Annotated in this window: 25 protein-coding genes; 3 read left to right on the top strand and 22 right to left on the bottom strand. The window is 74.1% G+C overall.

What is annotated here, in order from left to right; translation table 11 throughout:
* Positions 1–9: 9 nt before the first annotated feature.
* Together hemA and ACZ58X_RS28845 are read left to right on the top strand one after the other, a co-directional pair.
* Positions 10–1,257 (top strand): 5-aminolevulinate synthase, encoded by a 1,248-nt coding sequence (hemA, locus tag ACZ58X_RS28850; protein ID WP_470336511.1) that lies wholly within the window; start codon positions 10–12, stop codon positions 1,255–1,257.
* Positions 1,254–2,810: a long-chain-fatty-acid--CoA ligase gene (locus tag ACZ58X_RS28845; protein WP_470336510.1), complete on the top strand. Its 1,557-nt coding sequence runs from the start codon at positions 1,254–1,256 to the stop codon at positions 2,808–2,810. The genes hemA and ACZ58X_RS28845 overlap by 4 nt, the downstream gene beginning before the upstream one ends.
* Here ACZ58X_RS28845 and ACZ58X_RS28840 read toward each other — a convergent pair.
* The 16 genes from ACZ58X_RS28840 to ACZ58X_RS28765 form a co-directional block, all read right to left on the bottom strand.
* On the bottom strand, positions 2,764–3,450 hold the full coding sequence (locus tag ACZ58X_RS28840) for a helix-turn-helix transcriptional regulator (protein WP_470336509.1): 687 nt from the start codon (positions 3,448–3,450) through the stop codon (positions 2,764–2,766). The two genes, ACZ58X_RS28845 and ACZ58X_RS28840, sit on opposite strands and share 47 nt — an antisense overlap.
* A gap of 90 nt (positions 3,451–3,540) precedes the next feature.
* The gene (locus ACZ58X_RS28835) at positions 3,541–4,989 is read right to left on the bottom strand and encodes an MFS transporter (protein ID WP_470336508.1); all 1,449 of its coding nucleotides are present in this window, start codon (positions 4,987–4,989) and stop codon (positions 3,541–3,543) included.
* Between the two features lie 70 nt (positions 4,990–5,059).
* Positions 5,060–6,946: an AMP-dependent synthetase/ligase gene (locus tag ACZ58X_RS28830; protein WP_470336507.1), complete on the bottom strand. Its 1,887-nt coding sequence runs from the start codon at positions 6,944–6,946 to the stop codon at positions 5,060–5,062.
* A gap of 35 nt (positions 6,947–6,981) precedes the next feature.
* Positions 6,982–8,331 carry a cytochrome P450 gene (locus tag ACZ58X_RS28825; protein ID WP_470336506.1) on the bottom strand — a complete coding sequence of 450 codons (1,350 nt, stop codon included), beginning with the start codon at positions 8,329–8,331 and terminating at the stop codon, positions 6,982–6,984.
* Between the two features lie 45 nt (positions 8,332–8,376).
* Positions 8,377–9,231: a methyltransferase domain-containing protein gene (locus tag ACZ58X_RS28820; protein WP_470336505.1), complete on the bottom strand. Its 855-nt coding sequence runs from the start codon at positions 9,229–9,231 to the stop codon at positions 8,377–8,379.
* Complete coding sequence (locus ACZ58X_RS28815) at positions 9,225–10,055, bottom strand: alpha/beta fold hydrolase (RefSeq protein ID WP_470336504.1); 831 nt, start codon at positions 10,053–10,055, stop codon at positions 9,225–9,227. The genes ACZ58X_RS28820 and ACZ58X_RS28815 overlap by 7 nt, the downstream gene beginning before the upstream one ends.
* Positions 10,052–10,708, bottom strand: a complete 657-nt coding sequence (locus ACZ58X_RS28810) for a LysR substrate-binding domain-containing protein (protein WP_470336503.1) — start codon at positions 10,706–10,708, stop codon at positions 10,052–10,054. The genes ACZ58X_RS28815 and ACZ58X_RS28810 overlap by 4 nt, the downstream gene beginning before the upstream one ends.
* Positions 10,701–11,435 (bottom strand): DUF6182 family protein, encoded by a 735-nt coding sequence (locus tag ACZ58X_RS28805; RefSeq protein ID WP_470336502.1) that lies wholly within the window; start codon positions 11,433–11,435, stop codon positions 10,701–10,703. The genes ACZ58X_RS28810 and ACZ58X_RS28805 overlap by 8 nt, the downstream gene beginning before the upstream one ends.
* 17 nt (positions 11,436–11,452) lie before the next feature.
* Complete coding sequence (locus tag ACZ58X_RS28800) at positions 11,453–12,610, bottom strand: hypothetical protein (protein ID WP_470336501.1); 1,158 nt, start codon at positions 12,608–12,610, stop codon at positions 11,453–11,455.
* Positions 12,607–14,049, bottom strand: a complete 1,443-nt coding sequence (locus ACZ58X_RS28795; protein ID WP_470336500.1) for an FAD-dependent oxidoreductase — start codon at positions 14,047–14,049, stop codon at positions 12,607–12,609. Before ACZ58X_RS28795 ends, ACZ58X_RS28800 begins: the two co-directional genes overlap by 4 nt.
* A 1-nt stretch (position 14,050) precedes the next feature.
* Positions 14,051–14,908: a class I SAM-dependent methyltransferase gene (locus tag ACZ58X_RS28790; protein ID WP_470336499.1), complete on the bottom strand. Its 858-nt coding sequence runs from the start codon at positions 14,906–14,908 to the stop codon at positions 14,051–14,053.
* A 55-nt stretch (positions 14,909–14,963) separates the two neighbouring features.
* Positions 14,964–16,667, bottom strand: coding sequence for a GH3 auxin-responsive promoter family protein (locus tag ACZ58X_RS28785; RefSeq protein WP_470336498.1), 1,704 nt, complete (start codon positions 16,665–16,667; stop codon positions 14,964–14,966).
* Positions 16,654–17,184, bottom strand: a complete 531-nt coding sequence (locus ACZ58X_RS28780; protein WP_470336497.1) for a hypothetical protein — start codon at positions 17,182–17,184, stop codon at positions 16,654–16,656. The genes ACZ58X_RS28785 and ACZ58X_RS28780 overlap by 14 nt, the downstream gene beginning before the upstream one ends.
* 131 nt (positions 17,185–17,315) lie before the next feature.
* Positions 17,316–18,548: a 3-deoxy-7-phosphoheptulonate synthase gene (locus ACZ58X_RS28775; RefSeq protein ID WP_470336496.1), complete on the bottom strand. Its 1,233-nt coding sequence runs from the start codon at positions 18,546–18,548 to the stop codon at positions 17,316–17,318.
* A 46-nt stretch (positions 18,549–18,594) separates the two neighbouring features.
* Entirely contained in the window at positions 18,595–19,110 is a 516-nt protein-coding gene (locus ACZ58X_RS28770; protein ID WP_470336495.1) for a hypothetical protein, read from the bottom strand.
* 158 nt (positions 19,111–19,268) lie between these two features.
* Positions 19,269–20,402 carry an acyltransferase family protein gene (locus tag ACZ58X_RS28765; RefSeq protein ID WP_470336494.1) on the bottom strand — a complete coding sequence of 378 codons (1,134 nt, stop codon included), beginning with the start codon at positions 20,400–20,402 and terminating at the stop codon, positions 19,269–19,271.
* Here ACZ58X_RS28765 and ACZ58X_RS28760 point away from each other — a divergent pair.
* Entirely contained in the window at positions 20,401–20,529 is a 129-nt protein-coding gene (locus ACZ58X_RS28760) for a hypothetical protein (protein WP_470336493.1), read from the top strand. The two genes, ACZ58X_RS28765 and ACZ58X_RS28760, sit on opposite strands and share 2 nt — an antisense overlap.
* Here ACZ58X_RS28760 and ACZ58X_RS28755 read toward each other — a convergent pair.
* From ACZ58X_RS28755 to ACZ58X_RS28730, 6 genes are all read right to left on the bottom strand, one after another.
* Complete coding sequence (locus tag ACZ58X_RS28755) at positions 20,513–21,865, bottom strand: aldehyde dehydrogenase family protein (RefSeq protein WP_470336492.1); 1,353 nt, start codon at positions 21,863–21,865, stop codon at positions 20,513–20,515. The genes ACZ58X_RS28760 and ACZ58X_RS28755 overlap by 17 nt on opposite strands.
* Positions 21,866–22,963 carry an acyl-CoA synthetase family protein gene (locus tag ACZ58X_RS28750; RefSeq protein WP_470336491.1) on the bottom strand — a complete coding sequence of 366 codons (1,098 nt, stop codon included), beginning with the start codon at positions 22,961–22,963 and terminating at the stop codon, positions 21,866–21,868.
* 28 nt (positions 22,964–22,991) lie between these two features.
* Positions 22,992–24,137 carry an FAD-dependent monooxygenase gene (locus tag ACZ58X_RS28745; RefSeq protein WP_470336490.1) on the bottom strand — a complete coding sequence of 382 codons (1,146 nt, stop codon included), beginning with the start codon at positions 24,135–24,137 and terminating at the stop codon, positions 22,992–22,994.
* Between the two features lie 34 nt (positions 24,138–24,171).
* Positions 24,172–24,642, bottom strand: coding sequence for a PPOX class F420-dependent oxidoreductase (locus ACZ58X_RS28740; protein ID WP_470336489.1), 471 nt, complete (start codon positions 24,640–24,642; stop codon positions 24,172–24,174).
* Between the two features lie 159 nt (positions 24,643–24,801).
* Complete coding sequence (locus tag ACZ58X_RS28735; protein WP_470336488.1) at positions 24,802–26,040, bottom strand: MFS transporter; 1,239 nt, start codon at positions 26,038–26,040, stop codon at positions 24,802–24,804.
* A gap of 29 nt (positions 26,041–26,069) precedes the next feature.
* Positions 26,070–26,894: an oxidoreductase gene (locus ACZ58X_RS28730; RefSeq protein ID WP_470336487.1), complete on the bottom strand. Its 825-nt coding sequence runs from the start codon at positions 26,892–26,894 to the stop codon at positions 26,070–26,072.
* Between the last annotated feature and the right edge of the window lie 33 nt (positions 26,895–26,927).

Genomic DNA, 26,927 nt, shown 5'->3' with positions numbered 1-26,927 from the left:
GGAACTCCCATGCCCCGGCACCTCGACTACTTCACCCAGCAGCTCACCGAGGAGCAGCGCCGCACCCGCACCTTCCTGGAGATCGGCCGCCGCGCGGGCAACTTCCCCAGCGCGATCGCCCGCACCGCCGACGAGGACAACGAGATCACCGTCTGGTGCAGCAACGACTACCTCGGGATGGGGCAGCACCCCTCCGTCCTGGCCGCCGTCCACGACGCCGTGGCCCGGTTCGGCGCCGGCTCCGGCGGCTCCCGCAACATCGGCGGCACCAACCACCGCCACGTGGAGCTGGAGCGCGAACTCGCGGACTGGCACGGCAAGGACGCGGCGCTGCTCTTCGCCTCCGGCTACACCGCCAACGACGGCGCGCTCGCGGTGATCGCGGGCAACCCCAAGGGCACCGTGGTCTTCTCCGACGAGCTGAACCACGCGTCGATGATCGACGGCCTGCGGCGCAGCGGCGCCCAGAAGCGCATCTTCCGCCACAACGACGTCGCGCACCTGGCCGAACTCCTCGCGGCGACCGACCCGGAGGCGCCCAAGCTGATCGTGCTGGAGTCGGTGTACTCCATGTCCGGTGACGTGGCGCCGCTCGCCGAGATCGCCGACCTGGCCGAGCAGTACGGCGCGACCACCTTCCTCGACGAGGTGCACGCCATCGGCATGTACGGCCCGGAGGGCTCGGGCATCGCCGCCCGCGAGGGCATCGCCCACCGGTTCGACGTCATCATGGGCACCCTCGCCAAGGGCCTGGGCACCGCCGGCGGTTACATCGCCGGGCCGCAGGACCTGGTCGACGCGGTGCGCACGATGTCGCGCGCCTTCGTCTTCACCACCTCGCTGCCGCCCGCGACCGCGGCCGGCGCCCTGGCCGCCGTGCGCCACCTGCGCGGCTCCGACGCCGAGCGGGAGAGCCTGGCCCGCAACGCCCAGCTGCTGCACCGGCTGCTCCAGGAGGCCGACGTGCCCTTCCTGTCGACCGACTCGCACATCGTCTCGGCGCTGGTCGGCGACGACGCCCTGTGCAAGGAGGCCTCGGCGCTCCTCCTGGACCGGCACAAGCTGTACGTCCAGGCCATCAACGCCCCCAGCGTCCGCGCCGGCGAGGAACTGCTGCGGATCGCCCCGTCGGCGACCCACACGGAGGCCGACGTGGAGAAGTTCGCCCAGGCCCTGGCGGGCATCTGGCAGGAGCTCGGGATCGCCACCGCGTCCGACCGCGCGGCCGGGCACACCACCGCGAAGGAGCTTGTGTGACCCGCTCCCTGGCCGCCGTGCTCGCCGACACGGCGGCACGGCGGCCGGACCGTCCGGCCCTGGTCCAGGGCGACACCGTCGTCACCTACGGGCAGCTGTGGGACCGGGCCCGCCACTACGCCGCGGTCCTGCGCCGGCACGGCGTCGGCCCCGGCGACCGGGTGGTCCTGCTCCTGCCCAACTCCCCCCGCTTCCCCGCCGCGTACTACGGGGTCCTCGCCCTGGGCGCGGTCGTGGTGCCGATGAACGCGCAGTCCCGCACCGCCGAGGTGGAGTTCGTGCTCAAGGACTGCGACGCGCGCGCCCTGGTCTGCGAGGGCACCGTCGTCGGGCAGGGCGGGCCGGCCGCCTCGGCCGCCGGGATCGAGCTGTTCACCGTGGCGGACGACCGCTCCGGCGGGATCGACCTCGACGCCCCCCACTCCGGGCAGCCGGTCGCCGGGCACGTGGCGGTCGCCCCGGACGACCTGGCGGCGATCCTCTACACCTCGGGCACCACCGGCCGCCCCAAGGGCGCGATGCTCACCCACCGCAACGTCGTCACCAACATCGAGGTGACCGCCGTCTCCCCGTTCGGGGTCCAGGACGACGACGTGCTCTACGGGTGCCTGCCGCTGTCGCACACCTTCGGGCAGGTCTGCGTGATGGGCACCTGCTTCCTGGCCGGCGCCACCCTCGTCCTGGCGCCCCGGTTCGCGGCCGAGCAGGCCCTCCAGGAGATGGCGCGCCACGGCTGCACCGTCTTCATGGGCGTGCCGACCATGTACCACGCGCTGCTGGAGGCGGTGGCCGCGGGCACGCCCGCGCACCGGCTGCGGCGCGCCTACAGCGGCGGATCCGCCCTGGCCGTACCCGTCCTGACGCGGGTCCGGGAGGTCCTCGGCTGCGAGGTGTACGAGGGGTACGGCCTGACCGAGACCTCGCCCTGCGTCTCGTACAACCACCCGGGAACGCCGCCGCGGCCCGGCACCGTCGGGCTGCCGGTCACCGGTGTCGAGGTGGCCGTGGCCCGCGCCGACCTGGAGGGCCGGGTGGAGCTGCTGCCCGTGGGCGAGGTGGGCGAGGTCGTGGTCCGGGGCCACAACGTGATGGCCGGGTACCTCGGCCTGCCGAAGGCCACCGCCGAGGTGCTGGTGGACGGCTGGTTCCGGTCCGGGGACCTCGGGCGCCTGGCGCCGGACGGCTACCTCACGCTGGTGGACCGGAAGAAGGACGTGATCATCCAGGGCGGCTACAACGTCTACCCGCGCGAGGTCGAGGACGTGCTGCTGCGCCACCCGGGCGTCGAGCAGATCGCGGTGGTGGGTGTCCCGGATCCGGCCCGCGGCGAGCAGGTCTGCGCCGTCGTGGTGCGCCGGGACGGCTTCGGCACGGACGCCGAACTGGTCGGGGAACTGGACGAGTTGGCCCGCCGGGAGTTGACCGGCTACAAGCGGCCGCGCCGGGTGGAGTTCGTCGAGCGGCTGCCGCTCGGCCCCAGCGGCAAGGTCCTCAAGCGCGAGCTGGTCACGCTGCTGCCGGCTTCGCCAGCAGACCGAGTTCCATCGCCCTGACCACGGCGAGGGTGCGGTTGGGGCTGTTGAGCTTGGCGAGGATGTTCCCCATCAGCCGCTTGACGCCGTTCTCGGAGATGCCCAGTGAGCGGGCGGCCTGCTTGTTGCTGAGGCCGCCCGCGACCAGTTCCAGGACCTGGGTCTCCCGCGCCGTCAGCGCGACGGCGGGGCCGGGGTCGGCGGGCACCAGCAGGCGCCGCGCCAGGCTCGCCGACACGTGGAAGCGCCCGGCGGACACGTCGGAGACCGCCTCCCGCAGCAGGCTGAGGTGCAGGGCCGACCGGTCCACGAAGCCGTGCACGTGCGGGGCCCAGGACGGGGTCATCCGCTCCTCCGGGCCGACCAGGACCACCAGGCGCACGTCGTGGTCGCGCAGCCGCCGGGCCGGCGCCGCGTCCGGGGCCTCCGCCAGTTCGGCGGCGGAGGTGAGCAGCAGGTCCGGCGAGAGCCTCGGGGCCGCCGCCGCGGCGTCGGCGACGGTCGGGTAGCTGAAAATGCTCGCGATCGACTCCAAGGAGTGCAGCATCCCTTCGAGCCCGTAGCGGTGGATGTCCTTGCGGACCGCCAGGGCCACGGTGAGGCCCGGCGAGGGCTGGGAGGACTGCGAGGACTGGGAGGGCTGGGACGTCGGAAGGGGCATGATCTCCTTCTCCTGTACGAGGGTGGGGCCTCGGGTCGTGCGAGGGTGGCCGCCCCGGCCGGGGCGGCCACCCTCCTGCTCCGATCGGGGTCAGTCGGTCAGGACCGGTTCGCCCTCGGGCCGGGGAACGGCCGTCGGGGCGGTCTGCGGGGCGACGGCCGCGGGGGCCTGCTGCCGCACCAGCCACAGGGCGGTGAACACGGCGCTCACCAGGGTGACGACCCCGGCGGTGAGGAACGCGGTGTTCAGGCCGCTGCTGTAGGAGGCGCCGTGCTCCTGGCGGGTGCGCACGATGGCGCCGAGCACCGCGACCCCGAAGACCGCGCCGATCTGGCGCGTGGTGCTGCTGATCCCGGAGGCGAGGCCGCCCTCCTGGGCACTGACCGAGGAGATGGCCGCCCCGGTCAGCGGGGACATGGTGAGGCCGAAGCCGACCCCGGTGACCGCCAGGCGCCACCACACGTTCGGGTACGGCGTGTCGGTGTGCACGGCGGCCATCGTCACCAGCCCGGCCCCGGCCAGGACCAGACCCACGGTGACGACGCTGCGGAAGCCGAACCGCGCGGCGATCCGGGCGGCGTACGGGCTGCACACCACCATCGCGAGCGTGCACGGCAGCGTCTCCATCGCCGAGCGCAGCACCGAGTGGCCCTGGACGGTGGCGAAGAACTGGGTGAAGAAGAAACCCGAGCCCATCAGGCCGAAGCCGACCACGATCATCGCCCCGTTGGAGACGGTGAACAGCCGGAGCCGGAACAGGCGCAGCGGCAGCATCGGCCTGGCCGACCGGGCCTCGACGACCAGGAACAGCACCAGCAGGACGACCGTCGCGGCGAAGCAGGACAGGATCAGCGGCGCCGTCCAGCCCTTGTCACCGGCCTCGGTGAGGCCGAAGGCCAGCGTGCCGACGACCAGGAGCGCCAGCACCTGGCCGGGCACGTCGAGCGGGGGCGCCTCGGGGTTGCGCTGGTCCGGCAGGATGCGCGCCCCCACGATCAGCGTCACCACGCCGATCGGGATGTTGATCAGGAAGATGGCCCGCCAGTCGAAGGCCTGGACCAGCAGGCCGCCGGCCGCCGGCCCGACCGCGAGGCCGATGCCGCTGAACGTGGCCCACTGGCCGATCGCCTTCACCCGGTCCCCGGGGACGGGGTAGCCGGAGGCGAGCAGCGCGAGGCTGGCGGGGCTGAGCGCGGCGGCCCCGATGCCCTGCAGGATGCGGGCGGCCAGCAGCCAGCCCACCGAGGCGGACAGGCAGCACGCCAGCGAGGCGAGCGTGAACACCGCCATGCCGCCCAGGAAGATGCGCTTGCCGCCGAAGCGGTCCGCGAAGACGCCGCCGGCCAGCAGCAGCATCGCCACCGCGAGCACGTAGGCGTTCACGATCCACTGCAGCCCGGTCAGGGTCGTGTCCAGGCGCTTCTGCATGTCCGGCAGCGCCGCGCTGGTGATGGTGTTGTTGAGGAGGACCATGAACTGCCCGATGCAGGTCACGGCGAGTAGGGCGACCCTGTTGTGGGGACGGATCCCGTCGGACACAGGGGTGGCTCCTTATCGAGAGTCGGGGTACTGGGACGCGGGGAAGGAAGGGTCGGGGTCGGACGGGTGGTCAGGTGATCGGGTGCTCGGCCGGTCGCGTGCGCGGATGGTCGGGGTGGGCGGGGTCGGGTCGGTCCGTGCCGTACATCGACTCGATGGCGTCCGCGTGCAGCTCGGCTATCGCCGTCCGGCGCAGGCTGAGCTTCGGCGTCAGCTCGCCGCTCTCCGGCGTCCACGGGCCGGGCAGCAGGCGGTACTTCTTGATCTGTTCGACCCGGGCGAGGACGGCGTTGGCCTCGGCGACGGCCTGGTCGAGGGCGGCCCGGACGGCCGGGTGGCGGGCCGGGTCGGTCAGCCCCGCCGCGTCGACCCCGTTGGCCCGTGCCCAGGTGGGCAGGGCGTCCTCGTCCAGGACGAGCAGCGCGGTGACGTACCGCCGGCGGTCGCCGATGGCGGCGGCCTGGCCGATCAACGGGTGGGCGCGCAGCAGGGATTCCAGTCTCGTCGGGGCGATGTTCTTGCCACCGGCGGTGATGATCAGCTCCTTCTTCCGGTCGGTGATGGTGACCAGGCCGCGGTCGTCCACGGCGCCGACGTCGCCCGTGGGCAGCCAGCCGTCGGCGTCGGTGGCGGGGTCGAGGCCGCCGTCGGCGCGCAGGTAGCCTGCGCACACCACGGGGCCCCGGAGGAACAGCTCGCCGTCGGCGCCGGTCCGGACCTCGACACCGGGCCCCGGACGGCCCACCGCGCCCAGCGCGAAGACCTCCGGCGTGCTGACGGTGGCGGCTCCGGTGGTTTCGCTGAGCCCCCACACCTCGTACACGGACAGCCCGAGACCGGCCAGGAACTCGAGCACGGCGGTGGGAATGGGCGCCGCGCCGCTGAGGGCGCGGTGACAGTCGTCGAGCCCGATGGCGGCTCGGATCGGCTGCAGCACGACATCGTCCAACTTTTCATACTGGGAAGCAAGTTCGTTCGGCACGGCCCGCCCGGCCGACCGCAGCCGGTACACCTCGACGGCGGTCTCCCGCGCCTCGTCGACCGCCGCGGCCTCCCCGGGCGGCAGCTCCGCGAGCCGGGCGCGCGCCGCGACCGCCAGCTTCTCCCACACCCGCGGCACCCCGAAGAGCGCGTGCGGGCGCACCACCCGCAGCGCGGACGCCAGCTGCGCCGGGTCGTCGCAGATGGTGACGTGGCCCGCGTTGCAGATCGGCATGTAGATGCCCAGCACCCGCTCGGCGATGTGCGCCAGCGGCAGGTGGGCGATGGTGCGCGGGTGCGGGGGCACCGGGACGAGACGGTCCTGCATCATCGACTCGTGGATCACGTTGCGGTGCGAGAGCACCACGCCCTTGGGATCGCCGGTGGTGCCCGAGGTGTAGACGACGGTCAGCGGCGTGTCGGGAGTCGCGGCGTCGGTCAGCTCGTCGAAGGCGCGCTCGTCGGGCAGTTCGCGGGTCAGCTCGGCGTACGTGACGTAGCGCGGGTCACCCGCGGGGACCTCGGCCGGCTCCACCAGCACGACCGCGCGCAGGCCCTGCATTTCCGTCAGCACTGGCTTCCAGCGCCGCAGTTGCTCCGCGCCCTCCAGGACCACCACCGTGGCCGCGCTGTGCCGGGCCACGAAGCGCAGCTGTTCGGTGCTCAGCGTGTCGTAGGGGGTGCAGGCCAGCGCGCCGAGGTGGACGGCGGCGAGGTCGGCGACCCAGTGCTCGGGCCGCTTGGACATCGCGATCAGCACCCGCTCGCCGCGGGCCAGACCGACCCCGGCCAGGCCGTGGGCGAGCGCGGCGGTCTCGGCGCGCAGCCGCGACCAGGTCCAGGTGGTGGCGTCGGGGCCGGTGCCGCCGGTCAGCGCGGGGCGGCCGGGGTAGGCGCGGGCGTTGCGGCGCAGCAGCCGGGTGACCGTCAGGTCCCCGGTGTCCAGGGACGGTTGGGGAGGGGTTGCCGATGCCACGGCGGGCTCCTTCGGTTGCGAGGGTCGTTCCGGCTTCACTCGGCGCCGCCGCCGCGCGGGCGCACCACCAGCGGGAGGCTGCGCGGGTACGGCAGGGAGCTCGTCGCCATCCGGATCCGGGCGCCCGGCGCGATGCGCAGCTGCCAGCGGGCGGCGAGGGTGGCCAGGGCGACGGTCATCGTGGTCGCGGCGAGGTGCTCCCCGATGCAGCGGTGCGCTCCGACGCCCCAGGGGACGTAGGCGCCGGGCGGCGGGGCCTGGTCGGGGTCGGCCGCGGCGCGCTCCGGGTCGAAGCGGTGCGGGTCCGGGTAGACGGCCGGGTTCCGGTGCACGGCGCGCGGGCTGTAGCCGACCTCCGCGCCGGCCGGGACGAGGGTCCCGGCGAGGACGACGTCGTGCCGGGCGCGCCGGGTGGACAGCATCGGCGCGTGCAGCCGCAGCGTCTCGTCCACGACCTTCCGGGTGTACGAGAGCTCCCTGACCCGGTCGTAGCCGAGCGGCTGCCCGGCCAGGACGCGGACGGCCTCGTCGTGCAGCCGCCGCTGCACCTCGGGCCGGACGGCCGTCTCGAAGACGGCCCAGGTCAGCGTGGTGCTGGTGGTCTCCAGGCCGGCGAAGATCAGGATCAGGGCCTCGCCGCGGATCTCGTGGTCGGTGAAGGGGCGGCCGGTGTCCGGGTGGGTCGCCCGCAGCAGGATGTCGAGCACGTCGGGCACGGAGCCGGGGTTGGCCCGCCGGTCCCGGATCAGCGCGTCGATGACGGCGTGGAAGCGGCCCATGGCGGCCTCGAAGCGCCGGTTGGCGGGGGTGGGCAGGGTGGTCAGGACCTCGGGGAAGACGGTCCCGGCGAGCAGCTTGCCGGAGATCAGGCTGAGGGTGTGCCGGATGTCGCGCACCACGGCCGGGGCGAGGTCCGCGCCGAACAGGGAGCGCAGCACCACGGCGGCGACGAAGTCGGAGATCTCCTCGTCCGCCCGTACCGGAGCTCCGGGCCGCCAGGCGCCGAAGCGCCGCTGCGCCTCCTCGACGATGGCCCGGGTGTGGTCGCGCACGCTGGTGCGGCTGAACGCCGGCTGGAGGGTGCGCCGCTGGTGCCGGTGGTCCGCGCCGTCGGAGGCGATCGGCGGGTTCCCGAAGTGCCCGGCCAGGACGTCGAAGAAGCGGCCCCGTTCGAAGGCGTCGGTGTCGACCTGGATGCGGTGCACCAGGGCCGGGTCGTTGGCCAGGTACAGGCCGACGGGCCCGAACCCGACCCGCACCAGCGGGTCCTCGGTCCTGGTCGACTCGAAGAAGGACAGCGGCCGGCGCAGCAGGGCGGGCACGTGGCCCAGGACGGGAACCCGCCCGGGTGCCGGCGGGCAGGGGGCGGTGGTGGTCGCTGACATGGCGCTACGGGCTCCTCGTCGTTGCCTGGGCGGCGGGTGCCGCGGTCAGTGGGAAGGGCCGGGCACGGTGCCGACGGCGAGCACGTTGCCCTCGCTGATGTAGCCGTCGGGGTCGTCCAGCGGGTGGGCGGGGCCGGCCGGGTCGGCGAACCGCCGCCACCCGCCGTCGAGGCCCAGGGCCAGGGCCTGCCCGGCCAGTTGCGCGCACGCGGCCTTGTAGAACTCCTGGGCGGCGGGGGTCAGCGGGGCGTGGTGCTCGATCAGGACGGTCCGCTGGCGCACCTCGGTGAGCCCGGCGCGCCTCAGGTGGCGGTGGAGCTCGCGGCTGCGCAGGAGTTGCCGGGCGTAGCCGGGGCGCGTGCCGGCGGCGCGGAAGAAGTCGGTGAACAGGTAGGGGTCGGCGGGCCGGGCGGTGATCAGGTGGGCGTCCAGGTCCTTGACGGCGACCGTGCCGCCGGGGCGGACCACCCGGATCAACTCGGCCAGTGCGCGGGCGAGTTCGTCGTCGTCCAGGTACTGCACGGTGTTGGCGCACCAGACGGCGTCGAAGCTGTCGTCCGGGTGGGGCAGGTCCAGCAGGTCCGCCGTACGGACCTCGGTGGGGCAGGGCAGCCGCCAGGCGGCCGCGCGGTCGGCGGCGAGCGCGGCGTTCTCCTCGGCCAGGTCGACGGCCGTGATCCGGCCCTCGGCGCCGACCAGCGCGGCCAGGTGCGGCAGGAAGTCGCCGGGGCCGCAGCCCGCGTCCAGGACGTGCTGTCCGGGGCGCAGCCCGGCCCGGCCGAGCAGTTCCAGATAGGGCTGCTCGCAGGCGCGGAAGTGGGCGTCGACGACGGTGTGGTGGGTGAAGCCGAGGCCGGTCGAGGAGGTGTGGCCCCAGGCCTCGTGGTCCTCGGTCAGCATGCCCGGGCCCCGCTCCGGGCGTCCGCCGTGGCATCGACCTCGGCCAGCAGGCCGCGGAGGGCGTCGGTGACCGCGTCGGGGGCTTCCAGGGGCTGGAGGTGGCCCGTGCGGGTGAGGGTGATCAGGCGCCCCTGCGGCAACGCGTCCGCGACGTACCGGGACTCCTCCGGGGCGACCAGGGCGTCCTGGGCGCCGGCGATCACCAGGGCGGGGATCCGGGCGGCGCGCAGGACCTCGGTGGAGTCGGGGCGGGCCGCGATCGCCCGCTGGGCCCAGGCCAGGGCGGCGGGGTCGGCGGCGTGCGCGTCGGCGAGGACCCGGGCGAGCAGGTCGGGGCGCTCGGTGCAGGTGGAGTCGGCGAGCAGCAGCGGGGTGACCCGCTCCACCAGCACGGGCCGGTGGGCCGGGTCCTGGACCAGTTCCGCGAAGCGCAGCCGCTGGGCGGCGGCCTCGGGGTCGTCGGCGGTGGCGCGGGCGGAGAGCAGGGCGAGCCCGGCGACCCGGTCGGGGTGGCGGCGCAGGAACGCCATGGCCGCGTAGCCGCCCATGGACGATCCGACCAGGACGACCCGGTCCAGGCCGTACCCGTCGAGCGTGCGGGCCAGGTCCTCGGCGACCACGTCGAGCGAGGGCGGGGCGTCGCCGAGCGGGACCGATCCGAAACCGCGCTGGTCGACGGCCAGGACGGATCGCCCCAGGGCGCGCAGGGCGCCCTCCTGCGCCGCCCACATCGAGGCGTGCAGGGAGAGCGCGTGCAGCAGGACGACGGGCGTACGGGAGCCGGGCGTACGGGGGCCGGACGTACGGGTGGCGGTCACGGTCACCGGGAGGCCTCCGCCTCGGCCGTGGTGATGAACTCCCGTACGTGGTCGTGGGCCTCGGCGCCGCGGACCCACGCCAGGGTGACCGGGGCGGGCGGCAGGTCGTGGATCGGCACCACCTCGATGCCGGGCGGCGCGAGGTCGGCGAGGGAGACCAGCGAGATGTGCACGGCGTCGCCGGCGGCGACCGTGCGCATCATCTCCGGGACGGTGCGCACCCGGCGCACCCGGCGGATCGGGCGCCCGGCGGGCGTGCGCGGTGGTACGACGTCGTCCCACACGTACGCGGGGAAGACGCCGGGCGGGGCGAAGGCGTCGTAGTCGGCGAGCTCCTCGATGGAGACCGACGCCCGGCCGGCCAGCGGGTGCCCGGAGCCGACGACCACCGCGCGGGCGTCCTCGGTGAGCACCCGGCTGGTCACCAGGTCGGGCTCGTTGATGCCGAACTTCACGATCATCACGTCGAGTTCGCCGGCCCGGACGCCACGGAACGGATCGGCGATGTCGTACTCGACCAGCCGCACGTCGGCCCGCTCGCGGCCGGCCAGCCGGACGATGCGGTCCACCACCTCGGTGGAGCCGTGGTAGCCGAACCGGACGGTCCGGGAGTTCGCGGCGGTCGGGGTCTGCTCGGGCGTCGGGCTCTGCTCAGGCAACGCGGGCCTCCTCGGTCAGTCCGGCGGCCGCCTTGAGCCGTCCGGGAAGGTGCTTCTCGGTGGTCACGCGCACGGTGACCAGGCGCGCGGGGGCCCCGACGATCCGGGGCACCTGGTGCACCACCAGGTGGTCGCCGGGCGCGATGTGGCCGTCCAGGACGGCTTCCGCCAGCACGTGGTTGACGTGCACCAGGGCCTCCGAGATGGTGCACTCCGCGGTGGCGACGTACAGGTCGCGGCGGGCCCGCGGGCGGCCCGGCGGGTGGGGCCCGCCGGGGATCTCGACCAGGGTGTCCGGCCGGTCCGGCAGCCTGGCGGGCGCGTCGAAGGTCTTGAGCAGCCTGCGCAGCGAGGCGGTCCGGGCGGCGGGCCCGGGCGCGGTCCAGGCCGCGGAGCCGTCGGCGGCGGTGTGCGCGAAGCGGAACCGCTCGCGCAGCTGCTCCGGGTTGCCGGCGAGGAAGACGGTGCGGGTGAAGGAGGTGCGCCAGTCCGCGGCCTGTCCGGGGTCGACGCCGAGGGCGAAGATGCAGGTGTCGCGCACCCACCGGGCCAGGTCGAAGGCCCTCAGCACCACCGCGACCGAGCTGCCGGTGTCGCCCTCCGCGGTGATGTCGCTGCGGGCGGCGGTCAGGCCGTCGTACGAGCTCAGGTCGTGCCGGGCGGCGAGGTCGGGCCGGGCGGCGCGGATCCGCATCGCCTCCTGGGCGCGCAGGCGGTCCTGCGTCATGGGGGCGGCCGTCGCGCTCACAGGAACACCCCCCTCAGCAGGTCCTCGGCGGGCGCGGCGCGGCGCTTGCCGAGGAGGTGGGAGGTCAGCCGGTAGGGGTCGACGTACACGTGGTCCTTGCGGTGCCGCGCCAGCCGGTCGGCCAGCGCCGGCCGGTCCGCCGCCGGGCCGGCCTCGTCCAGCAGGCGCGCGGCCCGCCGGACGTACTGCAGCAGCAGGTCGGAGCGGAACGACTGCTGCCAGCCGGGGCCGAGCACCGCGATGAAGTACAGCCGCATGCCCAGGCGTACGGCGTCCTCGTGGTGCTCGGCGCGGGCGGCGTCGATCAGCGTCCCGGCGTGCAGCCCCCGCCAGCCGCCCTGCCGGGCCGAGCGGATCCGGCCCTCGATCGGCACCCGGCCGACCGAGACCCGCCGCACGCGCGGGCCGAGCGCGCTCAGCACCCGCTCCAACTGCTGGTAGTCGGCGTCGAGTTCGTGGTCGTAGAGGAGCACCAGCTCGTCGAAGTCCGGGGCGAGCGGGATGAGTTCCCGCAGGGCGCAGGCCAGGTAGTTCGGCCGCCCGTCCGCGGTGACCAGTCGGCGCAGCGGCAGTCCGAAGCGGGTGAGGTCCAGGTAGACGGGGCCGCCGACCTCGCGCTGGTCCAGGCACATGCCGAGCGCGGTGAGCCGGTCGAGGACGGCGTCCAGGCCCAGGCCGGGCGGCTGGTGCCGCAGCAGGCCCGGGTCGTGCAGGCCGAGGGCCGCGTAGTGCCCGGACCACAGCTCCAGGACGCGGGTGCCCACCGGGTGCACCCAGCCGCGTTCGACGGCTTCGGCGTACGGGAGCAGGGCCTGCGCGGGGGCCCGCTCGGCCGCCCGGAAGGCGACGTACAGCTCGCCGATCCGCTCCTCGGTGAGCTCGCCGTAGTCGGTGGCGCCCCGGCTGCGGTCGAGGAACTCCCAGAAGCCCAGGGTCTGTTCGGTGGCGTGGTAGGTGGTGTGGCTGTAGCGGTAGGCGACGTCCGCGAGCGGGCGGGTGGCCCGGTACATCACGTCCGTCCACAGCAGCCCCTTGAGGTGGCTCGGGCCGAGCGGCTTGGACGGGGTGATGGTGACGGGCGCGAGGAGCACCCGGGGGCGGTCCACCGCGTCCGGCCGCGGGCGGGGGCCCGCCGCGGAGAGGGTCGTCGTCATGTCCGAGTCCCTTCGGTCGCGGTGACCCGGCGCAGGAGCTCGTCCCGGCCGGGCGGCGGGGTCGGTGCGGGACCGGCGGGGGCCGCCTGCCGGACCCGGGCGAGGAACTTGTCGTCGGCGAACAGCTCCGCGGGCGTGCACAGGGTCATGAGCATCCGCGTGAGCCCCCGCCAGACCGTGCCGTCGATGCGGGCCGCGGCGGCGATCTCCGCGCCGCCGGGCAGCTCGCCGGGCGGCACCGGCGCGGCGGGGCGGCCGTCGACGGCGGCCTGCCAGCGGGCGCTGCGGAGCCGGTCGGCGCCCGCGGCCTGCTCGTACCAGGGCAGGAACAGCTCGTGGGTCATCCGGGCGACGGCCAGGCGCTGCGCGGCGTCCACGTCGGGCCGCTCGGCCAGCAGGTCGGCGAGCCGGAAGGCGTGGTCGAGGGCGAGCGACATGCCGCGGCCGAAGAGCGGGTTGGTGATGCAGGCGGCGTCGCCGACCTGGAACAGGCCGGGGACGGGGAACTGCTGCGGGCCGGCCGCCCCGCGCAGGGTGTTGGGCGGGCTGGAGATCACCCGCACCGGGGAGATCGGGGAGCTGACGCCGTCCGCCAGCCAGGGGGCGAGGCCCGGGGTGGCGCGGGCGGCCGCGGTGAACCCGGTGCGGGTGCGCAGTCCGGCCTGGAGGACGCGGTCGCCCGGCAGGGAGCCCAGGGCGATGGAGAAGGTGCCGTCGTCGCCGGGGTGCAGCACGCCCGCGTAGTGGTCGTAGACGTCCCCGACGCCGTGGCCGCGGTTGAGCGGCCCCGGCAGGTCGCGGCCCCGCAGCCGGTAGAAGCGGGTGTGGCCGACCAGCCCGGACGCACTGGTGCGGTCGGCGGTCACGGGGATGCCGGCGTCGTGCAGCCAGCGGCGGGACAGCGCCCGGCGCCCGGTCGCGTCCACCACGATGTCGGCGGGCACCCGCTCGCCCGTACCGGTGAGGACGGCCGCCACGCCCCGGTGCCCGGGGTGGAGTTCGACGCCGACGACGGTGGTGTCGTGCCGGACGGTGACGTCGGGGGTGTCGCCGACCGTCCGGTGCAGCAGCAGCTCCAGGGTGGAGCGGCGGCAGCCGAGCGCGACCAGTTCGCCGTCGCCGGGTTCCGTGGCGCTGTCGGCGGCGTCGGCGGGCAGCGCCCGGGTGAGGTCGAGGACGGGCGCGCCCGCGGCCCTGGCGTCGGCCAGCAGCCGGGGTGCGCGCTCGCGCAGCACCCGGACGCCGAGCGAGGTGAGGGTGTGCGACTGGAGGCCCTGGGGCGCGGTCGGGCGCCGCCACCCGGAGCCGGGATCCGCGGTGGACCACTGCGGCGGTCTCGGGGCGCGCTCCAGGACCAGCACGCGGTACCCGATTCCGGACAGGGCGAGCGCGCTCGCCAGTCCGGCGACGCTTCCGCCGGCGATCACTGCGGTCGGCATGTCAGCGCCGCCGCCCGTGGACGAAGAAGACCCGGCGCACGTCGCGCTCGGTGCGCGGGGGCACCGGATCGGGCCAGCGCCCGTAGTCGGCGCCCGGCTCGCCGGGCTGGGTCGCCCGGACGTCGAACCCGTGCCGGTCGAAGAGCTCCTCCGGCTCGTCCGTGCCGAACAGCCAGGGGCAGCCCCAGCCGCTGAACACGTCGAGCAGGCCGCGCATGTGGGGCAGGGTCAGGGCGGCCGCGTTGACGATGTCGGCGGCGATCCGGCTGCCGGGCGCCGAGATCGCGGCCACCCGCTCCAGGACGCGGTGGGCGTCGGGTGCCGGGACGTAGTAGAGGAGCCCTTCGAGCAGCCAGGTGGAGGGGACGGCGGGGTCGTACCCGGCGGCCTCCAGGCGGGCCTCCCAGTCGGGCTCGGTGAGGTCGACGGCGACCTTCCGGTGGTCGGTGCGCGGCTCGGTCGCCCCGAGCCGCTCGGCCTTGTACGCGAGCACGGCCGGGCGGTCGACCTCGAACCAGCGCACCCGGTCGGGCCAGTCCAGGCGGTAGGCGCGGGAGTCCATGCCGGCCGGGGCCAGCACGATCTGGGTGGTGTCCGGGTCCTCGGCCGCCGCCCGGAGGTAGTCGTCGAAGAACCGGGTGCGGATCGCGTTGTAGTCGGGGGTGCTCGGGATGGTGCGCTCACGGCCCGGGGGGAAGGTCGCGCGGATCACCTCGGCGAGCAGTTCGGGGCCGATGTCCCCGGCGAGGGCGGCGGCGTGCGGGTCCTCGTACAGCCGGTCCGGGCGCCTGCTCTCGGCGGCGCGCAGGGCGGCGGTGAGGAGTGCGGTGCGCTCGACGGCGTCCAGTGAAGTGGTCATGTCGGTCCTCCGGTTGGTGGGGGCGCCGCCCGGGGGCGGCTCGTCTCCGGCCGGCTCAGGGGGCTGCTGTGCCGTGCCCTTCGGGGCCCTGCCCGGTCAGCCGGGCCCACTCCTGCGGGTCCTGTCTGAACAGCCGGTCCTTGACCTGGGTGGGCCGGATGCCGCTCTCGACCCGGGCCTGCCAGTCGCGCTGGAAGGCGTCGGGGTCGAGGGGCAGGAGGGCCGGTGCGCGGAGCCCGCCCCGGCCGCGCGCCGTGCGGTAGTCGGCCGACTGGTGCTGGAGGGCCCGGTCGAGGAGGGCGGTGAAGCGCTCGGACTCCTCCCGGCTCCACGGGGTGCGCGGGGCGACGGCGAACTCGTAGCCCGGGGAGCGCCGCGGGGCTCCGGTGACCCGGCAGGCGACGTTGCGCAGTTCGAGGCCGGTGGCGTCCAGCGCGCCGTGCAGCGCCCTGATCACCTGGGCGTCGCGCAGCCGCTCGCCGGCGTGGTCGGAGCGGTTCGCCCGGCCGGCGTACTCCAGGCGCGGCACGCCGTCCTGGTGGTCGACGACGCGGACCACGTCGCCCACCGCGTAGCGGTAGAGCCCGCCGACGTGGCTGAACACCACGTGGTAGTCGCGGTCCGGCTCCAGTTCGTGCGGCCGGAGGGTGGCGGTGTCGGGGCCGAGGTCCCGGTCGGCGTCGGCGAACTCGTACACCGCGGCGTTCGCCACCAGGCTGCCGGCCCGGCCGTGCCGGTCCAGGGCGACGCCCACCGGGCCCTCGGAGGCGGCCACGGGGGCGGGCAGGGCCACCACGCCGGGGCCGTACTCCTCGCGCAGCCGCGGCAGGTACAGCGAGGCCACCCCGGTGGTCCAGCAGAACAGGGCGCGCATCCGGGGCCAGACGTGGCACGGGCGCACGGTGCCGTGCCGGTCGGCGAGGCGCTCCAGTTCGGCGGCGCGGGCCGGATCGGGGGTGCGGTGCGGCAGCCCGCCGAGCGTGCCGTCCCGGACCTCCTGGATGATCCGGGGCCACCACAGGTTCAGCTGGTACGGCAGCGCGGCGACCATCGCCGGGTTGATCCCGATGACGCAGCGGACGTCGCTCTCGACCGCCAGGCGCAGCCGCAGGTACATCTTCTCCGCGTGCCGGTCCGCCGCGACCGGCACCGGGAGGGTCGCCCAGGGGGCGCCGGTGCCGGGCTCCGCGGACAGCGGCTCCCCGAAGGCGGCGCCGAAGTCGACCTGGCTGGCGCCGACGTGGGGGCGCCCGGAGGCTGTGGTGGGCGGCGCCGCGATCGGGTCGTGCTTGAGGTTCAGCACCGCCCCGGGGGACTCCAGGACCTCCGGGAAGTGCTCGATGAGCGGCGCCCACGCGGCGTAGTAGAAGGGGAAGAAGGTGGTGCGCATGAAGCGGGGGGTGACCGGGATCTTCTTGTGGGCGCCGGTGCTGCCACTGCTGGTGAAGAACACCGCGGGGTGGTCGGCGGTCAGGACGTTCCGCTCGCCGGCCGCGGCCCGTTCGATCCACGGTTCGAGGTCGGCGTAGGTCTGCACCGGGACGGCCCTGCGGTAGTCGTCCAGGGTGCGGATGCGGGCGAAGCCGTGCCGCTTCCCGTACTCGGTGCCCGCGTTGAACTCCAGCAGGTCGGTCAGCACCTGCTGCTGCCGGGCGGCCGGGTCGGTGAACGCGGCCCGCAGGGCCTGCCGTTCGGCGAGGACCCGCTCGCGGTAGCGCCGCAGGCGGACGGGGTCGGACCAGGCCTCAGCGGAACTCATGGGCGACCACCTCCCGGATCGCGGCCGCGGTGAGCTCCGGGCGGTCCAGCTCCTCGATGACGGTCACCGGCAGGTCCTGGATCTCGTCCCGCATGATCTTGGCCAGGTCGCTCTGGTACCGCCGGAAGCCGGCCCGGTCCGGCTGCGGGCCGTAGTGCTCCAGGACGTTGAGGTCGGCCCCCTCACGGCTGCGCTGCCAGGTCGTCGCGGGCGGCACGTCGAGGTAGACCACCCGGCTCGGCCGGGGGAAGGTGCGCCACCAGTCGAGCAGGGGGCTCTCCCCCGCCCCGGCGAGGCGGCACTTCGCCAGCAGCTTGTAGTAGTAGGAGTCGACGACGACGGGGGTGCCGGCGTCGGCGCGCAGCAGTTGGTCGCGCAGGTGGACGACGGCGGTCTGCACGAGGGTGGCGAAGAAGTCCGGGGACCAGACGCCCGGGTGCGGCGCCACGTCCTTGACGACGTTGCGGCGCAGGCGGCCGATGAGCTCGTGCTCGGGGGCGAGGCGGGTGTCGTCCACGGAGAGGAACCGCCACTGGGGGGCGGTCCGGGCGAGTCGGTCGAGTGCCGAGGACTTGCCCGAGTAGTCGGGGCCGAGGAGTACGCAGAAGGGCGGGTGCCCGCCGTCGAAGTCGATGGGAGTCCTCCTCGCTACAGGGCCGACAGGAAGGTGTCGACGGCCAGGGACGCCTGGACCGGGTTGAGCCGGGGGTCGCAGAGGCTGGTGTAGCGCGCCGTCAGGGCCGCCTCGTCCGGCACGTTCGCGCCCACGCACTCGGTGACGTCGTCGGCGGCGGTCTCCAGGTGCAGGCCGCCGGGGCGGATCCCGACGCCGCGCAGGGCGGAGACGAAGCCCCGGATCTCGTCGGAGACGTCGTCCAGGTGCCGGGTCTTGAGTCCGTTCGAGGCCTTGTACGTGTTGCCGTGCATCGGGTCGCAGAGCCAGACGACGGGGTGGCCGGCGTTCTTGACGGCCTGGGCGAGGGCCGGCAGGTGGGTGCGCACGTCGTCCTTGCCGAACCGGGAGATCAGCGTCAGCCGGCCGGGCTCGCGCTCGGGGTCGAGGCGCTCGACCACGTCGAGCAGGTCCTGGACCTTCGCCTTGCCGCTCACCTTGCAGGCCACCGGGTTCATCACGTCGGCCAGCAGGCGCACGTGCGCGCCCTCGCTGTGCCGGGTGCGCTCGCCGATCCACGGGAGGTGGGTGGAGCCCAGGAACCAGCCGCCCGCGGACTCGTCGAACCGCACCAGGGCCGTCTCGTAGTCCATCACCAGGGCTTCGTGGCTGATCCAGGTGCGCCGGCCGATCGCCGGGCTGCGGTCGTGCCGCCCCTCGATGGCGTCGGCCACCGTCTTGGCGGCCCGGTAGGCGCGCAGCATCCGCTCGGGGTCGTGTCTGCGGGCCGCCGCGTCCGGGGCCTCGGAGTTGACGATGTGGCCCCGGAAGGCCGGCAGCGGGCGGCCGTCCACGTCCTCGGTGGGCGCGGACCGGGGCTTGGCGAACTGGCCCGCGATCCGGCCGATCCGGACGACCGGGACCCCGGTCGAGACCGCGACGGTGTCGGCGAGCCGGACGAGGGCGCGCTCCTTGCGGACGGCGTGCTCGGCCGTGCACTCCGCGAAGTCCTCCGCGCAGTCGCCGGCCTGGAGCACGTGGGCGTCGCCGGCCGCGACGCCGGCGAGTTCGCGGCGCAGCTGGAGCAGGTCGGGCAGCCGGGTGAGGACGGGACGGCCGGAGAGGTCGGCGCAGACCTCGTCGCGCCGGGCCGGATCGGCCCAGGAGGGCTGCTGGGCCGCCCGGTAGAAGCGCCAGCCGGTCTGGTCTCCGGCGTGCGAGTGCGGAGTGCGGGCCGCCTGTTCGGCGGTCGCGAGAGCCTGGGGCATGACAGTTCCTTCGCTGGGGTGAAGGGCGATCAGGCGGTGACGGTTCCTAGTCGCTCGTGAGCTGGACCATGTGCGGGTTGAACTGCTCGTGGACGTAGGCCCGTCCGCCGGCGGCGTAGTGGATGACGTACTCCTTGAAGGCGGAGTCCACCCACTGCTCGGTGAGGCTGTCCCGCCAGCGCATGAGTCCGGTGGACAGCTGCTCGCGGTGCTGGTGCACCTGCTGGTCGCGGAGCTGGAGGCCGATCGGGGTGAGCGCGTCGGGCACGCCCATCCGGCTGCGGGCGGCCCCGTCGAACACCACCCGGTTGATGCTGACCACCTCCTGCGAGGGGGTGACCAGGCAGGAACGGCGCTCCAGGACGACGGAGGTGTCCGCGAGTCCGAGCGCGGCGCGGATGCCGTCCGGGAGGCGGCCCGCCGGGGTGTCGCCCTGGGCGTCGACCCGGATCGACAGGTCGTGGCCGGTGAGGGCTTGCAGGAGCAGGGTGGTGGAGCCGTCGCAGGCCAGCAGCATCCGGGTGCTGGCGCTCAGTTCGGCGGTCGGCTGGAGGGGGCTCATCATCGGTCTCCTGGGCTGTCCTTGGTCGGTGTGCCGGAGGGGGGAGCGTCCTGCGGTCGCGCCGTTGCGAGGGAAGGAAGGGAGCGGAGGGGAAGGAGGGGGTGGCCGCGCCGGGGGGCGTGGCGCGACCACCCCGGTTCAGGGGGGCGGCGCGGGCGTCAGTGCGTCCGCACCGCTTCGGCCGGCCGGCCGTCGGGCTCGGCGCTGCCGACCCCGCCCGCGGCGGCGCTCGGCAGCGGCGGCCGGCTGCGCGCGAAGCGCTTCATCAGCGGCTGCTCCACGCCGATGTACAGCAGCCAGGAGAAGAAGAGGCTGATCAGCACTTCGAGGGCGAGGATCCCGGCCCCGACCGGCGCGCTGTGCGAGGCGCTGAGGCCGAAGCGGTCGACGAAGACGTGCACGGTGATGTCGTGGACCAGGTAGAAGGCGAACGAGACCTCACCGAGCCAGACGAAGACGCGCTTGCGCAGGAACGAGGGCCGGCCCGCGATGTCGGTGCTGGCCATCGCGGCGATCAGCAGGGCGACCGGGACCAGCGTCACGGCGCTCATCGCGTAGAGCCACGGCACCCACTTCAACTCGACCACGTAGGCGACGGCGACCAGCGCCAGCGCCGGCACCACCGGGAACTTGATCCAGCGGCCGGTCATCACGATCCGGGCCATCAGGATGCCCACCGCGAACTCCAGGATCCGGAACGGCGGCAGCTGCCACACGAACCAGTACTGCCACACGGAGGCCTGGAACTTCAACGGCATGGCGGGAGAGTCGGGCAGGGCCGCGTAGGCGATGGCGGGGACGGCGACCACGGCAGCGGCCAGGATGCCCACCCAGAGCCACAGCCGCTCCGGCCGGATCCGCTGGATCGCCCGGTGCAGCAGCGGGAAGCACAGGTAGAAGACGGCCTCGACGGAGAGCGACCACGCGGGCGGGTTGATGCTCTGGAAGACCTTGGCGTCCGGGATCCAGGTGTGCAGCAGGAAGAGGTTGGAGATCCCCGCCGTCCAGGTGGCCTTCAGGTAGGCGAACAGCGCCAGCGCGACGAAGAAGGTCACCACGTGGTTCGGGTAGATCTTGACGAACCGGCGCCGCCAGAACTGCCGGGGCTTGTCCCCGGGGCGGGCCGACCAGGTCAGCACGAAACCGCTGAGGACGAAGAAGAACCCGACGCCCAGCCAGCCCGCCTTGCTGACGGCGTGCGTGACGGACGTGGCGGTACCGCCGGTGAAGGGCGTGTACGGCGGCAGGGTCGAGTGGAAGAGGAAGACCATGAACGCGGCGAAGAACCGCATGCCGGTCAGTGACGGCAACCGTGAGAAGCGCGCGGACGCGGGCACGGGTGTCCCGGTCGGACTGGACATGGTGAAGACTCCCGACGGTGAGGTGGGGGACGGCGGCCGGGTCACCCGGCCGGTGTGACTACGCCCTTGGCGTCCAGCAGGAACTCGGTGTAGTTGCCGTCGTGCGGCATGCCCGGCACCAGCTCCCAGGGGAGGACGGCGCCGTCGGTGATCTTCCGGACGGACGGGTCGAGCAGTGCCTGTCCGGTGATCGCGGCGTTCTCGGTCAGCAGGTTGAGCACCAGCGAGGGCCGCAGCGGGGCGATGCCGTCGGCCGGGCTCCAGGGGGCGACCACGACGAACGGGAAGGCCAGCTCGGTGCCGACGGCCGGGTGGTCCGCGCGGTCGGCGGCGAGGACCACGGGGCGCGGCAGGAAGGAGCCGTCGCCGAGGTCGACGAGGAAGTCCTCGCCGTACAACGGGCTGCTGTGGTCGGTGAGTTCGGTGGCCAGCTTGGCCATCTGCCGGCGCAGCCCGTCGGCGCGCTCGCGCCCGACGACGAGGAGCACGCTCTCCGGGTCGGCGGCGGGCAGCACCGGCAGGTGGGCCAGTCGCCCGGCCAGGGCGGCCGCGGTGTCGTGGACGTCGTTGCTGGTCAGGACCGCCGAGAGGTTGGTGCAGCGGGTGCCGCCGTCGAAGGCCGCGCTGGTGGCCAGGTGGTCCAGCAGGGCGTCGGTCAGCGGCACGTCGAGCAGGGCCCGGGAGCGCCCCGGGCCGCGGGTGGCGACCCGGGCGCGGTCGCTCCAGTCGCTCACCGCCTGCTCGTTGCCGTAGATGATGCCGCGGTCGGCGGCGTTCAGCAGGAACGAGCCGACGGCGTGCGGGCTCGGCAGCAGGGCCAGCTTCTCCGGTGGCAGCCCGGCCGCCAGCAGGGCGGCGGCCAGTCGGCGCGGGGTGAACGGATCGCGGCTGCCGGGCCGGACCACGACGCTGTAGCCGTGGTGCAGCGGCTGCACCCAGGTGGCGTGCGGCAGCGGGTGGTTGCTGGCCATCACGGCGGTGAAGAGCCGGCCCGCCGGCGCCCGGTGGACGCGGTGGGTCGGTGTCAGCCGGGCGGCGGGCAGCTCCGCCGCGGTGGTGGCGGGCAGCTCGTCGATCTCGGCGGCCATGTCCGCCAGGCCGCGCCGGACGGTGGTGGAGGCGAGGCCGGTGCCGCGCACGGTGTGCCGCACGTAGTCGTCGGCGCTCTCGCCGTCCAGTTCGGCGGTGGCGAACAGGCGCGCGGCGGTGCGGAACACCGCCGGCTCGGGGGGCAGGCCGTCGGCGTCGCGGCGCAGCCGGTTGACGGCGGCCTGGGCGGCCAGCCTGGGGGCGAGGCCGATGTCCGCGAGCGGTTCGCCGTGCACGTCGGTCAGCACGGTGCGGTCGGCGCTCGGCCGGCTCTCCCCGGCGACCAGGGGGTCGATGACGAGCACTCAGTACACCCCCTCGACGACGTCGGCGTCCTCGAAGGTCGCCACGCTGGTCACCTCCGCGAGGCCGTCGACGCCGCCGTCCGAGGCCGGCCGGACCCGCACGGCGGTGTCCCGTTCCAGCACGTTGGGCAGGAACATCTCCTCGCTGACCAGGTGCAGTCTGACCCGGCCGCGCTCGCCGTAGCCGACCTGCTCGCCGTCCTCGTCCACCAGGTCCAGGCGGGTGGTCTCGGCGAACGGCTCGAAGACGCAGGCGTGCACGTCCTCGGGCGTCCGGACCCGCTGCGGGGCCACGCCCATCAGGCTGTTCCCGTAGATCCCCACCAGGCGGGCGTCGGGGAAGAAGTCCTCCCGGACCACGCGCAGGCTCTCCGGGCTGAACGAGGTGCCGGCCCAGATGATCGCCCCGACCCGGGAGGCGACCAGTTCGTGCAGCTCCGGCCGGGCGCAGATGGCCTCGATCAGCGGCGGCGTGGTGCTCAGCACCCGCACCGGCTGGCTCAGCAGGACCTCGCGGGCCTGGTCGAGGAGGTGGTCGATGTAGTCGTCGGCCTCCTGCTGCCGGCCGGAGCCGAGCAGGCGCTTGACCCAGCGCGGGTCGAGGTCGACGGTGTAGCACAGGCCGCCGGCGGGCTCGGCGTAGCGGGAGGTGTCGAAGGCCACCACGTGCGGGCCGGTGGGCCCCAGGTGCAGCCAGTCGCCGGTCTCGGGGACGCCGTGGTCGGTCAGCCGCTGCCTGGTCCAGGCGCCCATCCGGGAGCGGTAGTTGCCGTCGACGATCCGCTTGGGGGCGCCGGTGGTGCCGCCGGACTCGTAGACCCGGAAGACCTGGCCGGGTGCGGCGCCCCGGGGTATCAGGTCGGCCGCCGGGACGGTGCGCAGTTCGCGGCTGACGTCGGGGAAGCGCAGCAGGTCGGCCGCGCCGGTGACGTCGGTGCGCGGGTCGAAGCCCAGGTCCGCGCGGCGGGCGAGCCAGAACGGCGAGCCGGTGGCCTCGTCGAAGTGCCAGGCCATCAGGGCGCGGACGTGGGCGTCGAAGTCGGCCGCCCCGAGGGGTGGGCGGTGCGGGTCGGACAGGTGGGCGGGGGTGCTGGTCACGCGTTCGTCCCTTCGGAGCGGTGCGGCATCAGATCGGCTGGTTGAGCGCGTCGTCCACCTGGTGGGCGACCGCTTCCAGGCCGTTCCGGATGAAGTCGAGCTGCCGGTCCAGGGACGCCTGGTCGGTGGTGTTCATCTCGGCCAGGAGGATGTTGCGGGAGGCGTCCTGGGCGATCTTGGCGCGGACGAAGCGGCGGTCCTGGAACTCGGCCAGCAGCTCCCGGAGGTCGCCGTCGCGGCCGAGCGTCTCGCCGAGCACGGCGGCGTCCTCAATGGCCATGGCCGCGCCCTGGGTGCGGTGCGGCGCCATGGCGTGGGCGGCGTCGCCGAGCAGCAGCAGCCCGTCCTGGTACCAGGGCAGCGGGAGGAGCACCTCCTCGATCGGCGCGTAGACGATGTCGTCGTCGGGCTTGATGCGGTCGCGCAGGTCGCCGATCAGGCCGGTGTAGCCGGCCAGCCGCTGGGTGAGGTGGCCGTGGAAGTCCTCCCGCGCGTGGCGCGGGTTGCCCGGCTCCGGCGTCACGTGCAACAGGTACATGACATCCGTGTTGAGCGGGAAGAGCCCCGCCTTGGTGCCCATGCCCTGGAAGTACATGTTCCGGGTGACGTCGGGGTGCCGTTCGAGGGCCACCCGCCACACCGAGTAGCCGGTGAACCGGGGCTCGATGCCGAGGGCCGCCTTGCGGAACGAGGAGCGGATCCCGTCGAACGCGACCACCAGGTCGTAGTGCTCGGTGCTGCCGTCGGTGAGGACGGTCTCGACCCCGCCGTCGGCGGTGGTGCGCATCTTCTCCACCGAGGTGCCGTAGCGGATCGTGGTGCCCACGTCGACGCAGGCCTTCTCCAGGATCCGGGCCAGGTCCTTGCGCTGGATCGCGCAGTTGGCGGGCACGCCGTCGACCCCGAGCTTCGACCGCAGCGCGAGCAGCAGCCGGGAGGCGGAGTCGTGGAAGTCGACCCGGTCGAAGGTGAAGCCGTGGCCGAGGACCTCGTCGAGCAGGCCCAGCTGCCTCAGGGCCCGCAGCGCGTTGCCCGGGATGTTGATGCCGACGCCGGCGACGAGGTTCTCCGACTGGATCTCGACGACGGTGGTGTCGATGCCCTGCTGTCCGAGTGCGGCTCCGGCGGCGAGACCGCCGATGCCCCCTCCGATGATCAGGATGCGGCGTTTCACTGTGACTCCTCACGCATGAAGGGACGGATACGGGTCACTGGTGCTGTTGTTGGGGCAGACCGGCCACCCAGCGCGCGTGGTCGCGGACGAGCTGGCGGTCGGGAGCGATGAGGAGCAGCACGCGGTCCGAGCTGATGAACTCGTCGGCGAAGGGGCCGCCCAGGTACTTGCGGGACAGCTCGTCGATGTGGTCGCGGGCCTCGGTGCCGAGGACCTCCTCGACCACCCGGCCGCGGATCTCGGCGAAGTTCAGCGGGTCGTCCTGCTGCCAGATGGTGACGGTGGCCCGCGGGTCGCGGCGCAGGTTGCGCACCTTCTGCCGCCCCACCTCGCTGTTGAGGGCGAGGTACTCACCCCGGGTGGAGACCCAGACGATCTGGGTCTGCGGGGTTCCGTCCCGCATCAGGGTGGTCAGGGCGGCGAAGTTCGGTCCGTCCGCGAGGGCGCGGACCTCCGGGGCGAGGCGGGGACCCGTCTCGACGTCCATCTCCTGGTGAGAAGACATGCTGTGTCCTTCCTGCGGGAGGGGGTTCCTTCGTTCGGGACGCGCTTCCTTCGTTGGTGCTCGGCCGCCGCTGGTACGGCGGTGGACGGCGGTACGGCGGTGGACGGCGGTACGGCGGTCGCCGGTGGAACGGCAGTGGACGGTGCCGGGTGGCGCGGTTCAGCCCTGCAGCGCGGGGCTGGACTCCTCCGCGCCCGTGGGCGCGGCCACCGGCTGCGGGCGCTTGCGGTTGCGGCGCAGCGCTCCCACGCTGACGACCAGGGCGAGGCCGGCCAGCAGCTCGAAGCCGGCGCCGGCCAGCGGGTTCCACCGGAGCATGTCGGCGTCGGCGAGCAGTCCGCCGACCGCGGCGGCGGTCATCTGGCCCACGTAGACGGCGCTGTTGTTCAGCGCCAGCAGCATGTCGCCGCGGTCCCCGCCGATGCCCAGGGCCCGGTGCAGCAGCAGCGGGAAGCTGGGCCAGTGCACCAGGCCCCACACGCCGACGGCGAGTGCCGCGACCAACGGCCACTGGAGGGTCGGGGTGAGCACCACCAGCCAGAGGCCCAGCGCGGTGATGGTGATCGAGAGGCCGACGACCGAGCCGAAGCGGTCGGCCAGCCGGCCTCCGACGAAGACCCCGCCGAAGCTGCCGACGCCGAAGAGCAGCAGGACCCACGACTGCTGACCGGCGGACAGCCCGGTGACCTGCTCCAGGATGGAGCCGAGGTAGGTGTAGACGGTGAACGTGCCCGCGGTCCACAGCGCCGTCACCAGCAGGTGCGTGGGGGCCTGCGGGATCCGGATCGCGGCCATCCGCTCCCGCACCGTGGCGCCGGGGCCGGTGGGCACGTCCGGCAGGAAGAACTGGATGCCGGCCACCGTCACCGCCGCGAGCACCGCGACCAGGCCGAACGCCCAACGCCAGGACGAGAGTTCGCCGATCCAGTTGCCGATCGGCACCCCGAAGGCGATGGCGCTGGTCATGCCCGCGTAGACGATGGCCAGTGCCCGGCCGCGCACCTCGGGCGGGCTGATCCGGGCGGCCACCGCGGAGGCGTTGGCCGAGTACAGGGCGGCGCCCGCGCCGGTGATCACCCGGCTGATCAGCAGCACGGTGAAGTTCGCCGAGACGGCCGACAGGAGGTTGCCGAGGCCGAAGACGAGCATGACCCCGATGAGCAGCGGCTTGCGCCGGAACTTGGCGGTGAGCCCGGCCAGGATCGGCGCTCCCACCGCGTAGGTGGCGGCGAACGCGGTGGACGTCTGTCCCGCGAGCGCCGTCGAGAGGTGCAGGTCCCGTCCCACCGCCGGCAGCAGGCCGGCGACGATGAACAGGTCGGTACCGGTTGCGAACGTTCCCAGCGCGAGCAGCCAGACCCGAGGGTCCACCCGCCCCGCCGAACTCGCCGAGCTCATCGGGGTCCTCCTTCTCCGGGGACGGTCGGTCAGATGGCGGTGTCCAGCGCGAGCTCCCGCCAGGTGTCGAGCTCCTTGGCGACGGTCTCGAGCTTGCTCTCGACCCGGGCGACGCAGTCCGCGCCGAGCGGCAGGCGCACCGGGGGCGCGTCCGACGCGGCCACGGTGACGATCGCGCGGGCGGCCTTGACCGGGTCGCCGGGCTGCTGGTGGTTGTTGTCCACCGCCCACTCGCGGGTCTTGCCCACGGTCTGCGCGTAGTCGTCGATCGGGGTGGTGCTGTGCAGCGAGGAGCCGTCCAGGAAGTCGGTGCGGAAGACCCCGGGCTCGATGATCGTGACGTGGATGCCGAGCGGGGCGAGGTCGGCCCGCAGGGCCTCGCTGAGGCCCTCGACGGCGAACTTGGTGCTGTTGTAGATGCCCCAGCCCGAGCCGGCCGTGAACCCGCCGACGGAGCTGATGTTGAGGATCCGGCCGGACCGCTCCCGGCGCATGTACGGCAGTACCGCCCGGGTGACGGCGAGCAGGCCGAAGACGTTGATGTCGTAGACCGCGCGCGCCTCGGCGTCCGAGGCCTCCTCGACGGCGCCGAGCAGGCCGCGGCCGGCGTTGTTCACCAGGACGTCGATCCGGCCGAAGCGCTCGTACGCGGCCCGCGCGACCTCCTGGGCCTGCTGCTCGTCGGTCACGTCGAGCGGCAGGTACAGCACCTCGCCGCCGGCGTCGCCGAGCGCCGCCCGCACGACCTCCGTGTCGCGCGCCGTCGCGACGACCTGGTGACCGCTGGCCAGCGCCTCCCGGGCGATGTGCAGGCCGAGGCCACGGGAACTGCCGGTGATCAGCCAAACGGACATGAACTTCCTCCAACTTTCGGTGTGTTGCGGCGG

This window comes from Kitasatospora sp. NPDC040550, from assembly GCF_055594965.1.
The sequence above is the reverse complement of the archived record's forward strand: the minus strand, read 5'-3'. Positions and strand labels throughout refer to the sequence as shown.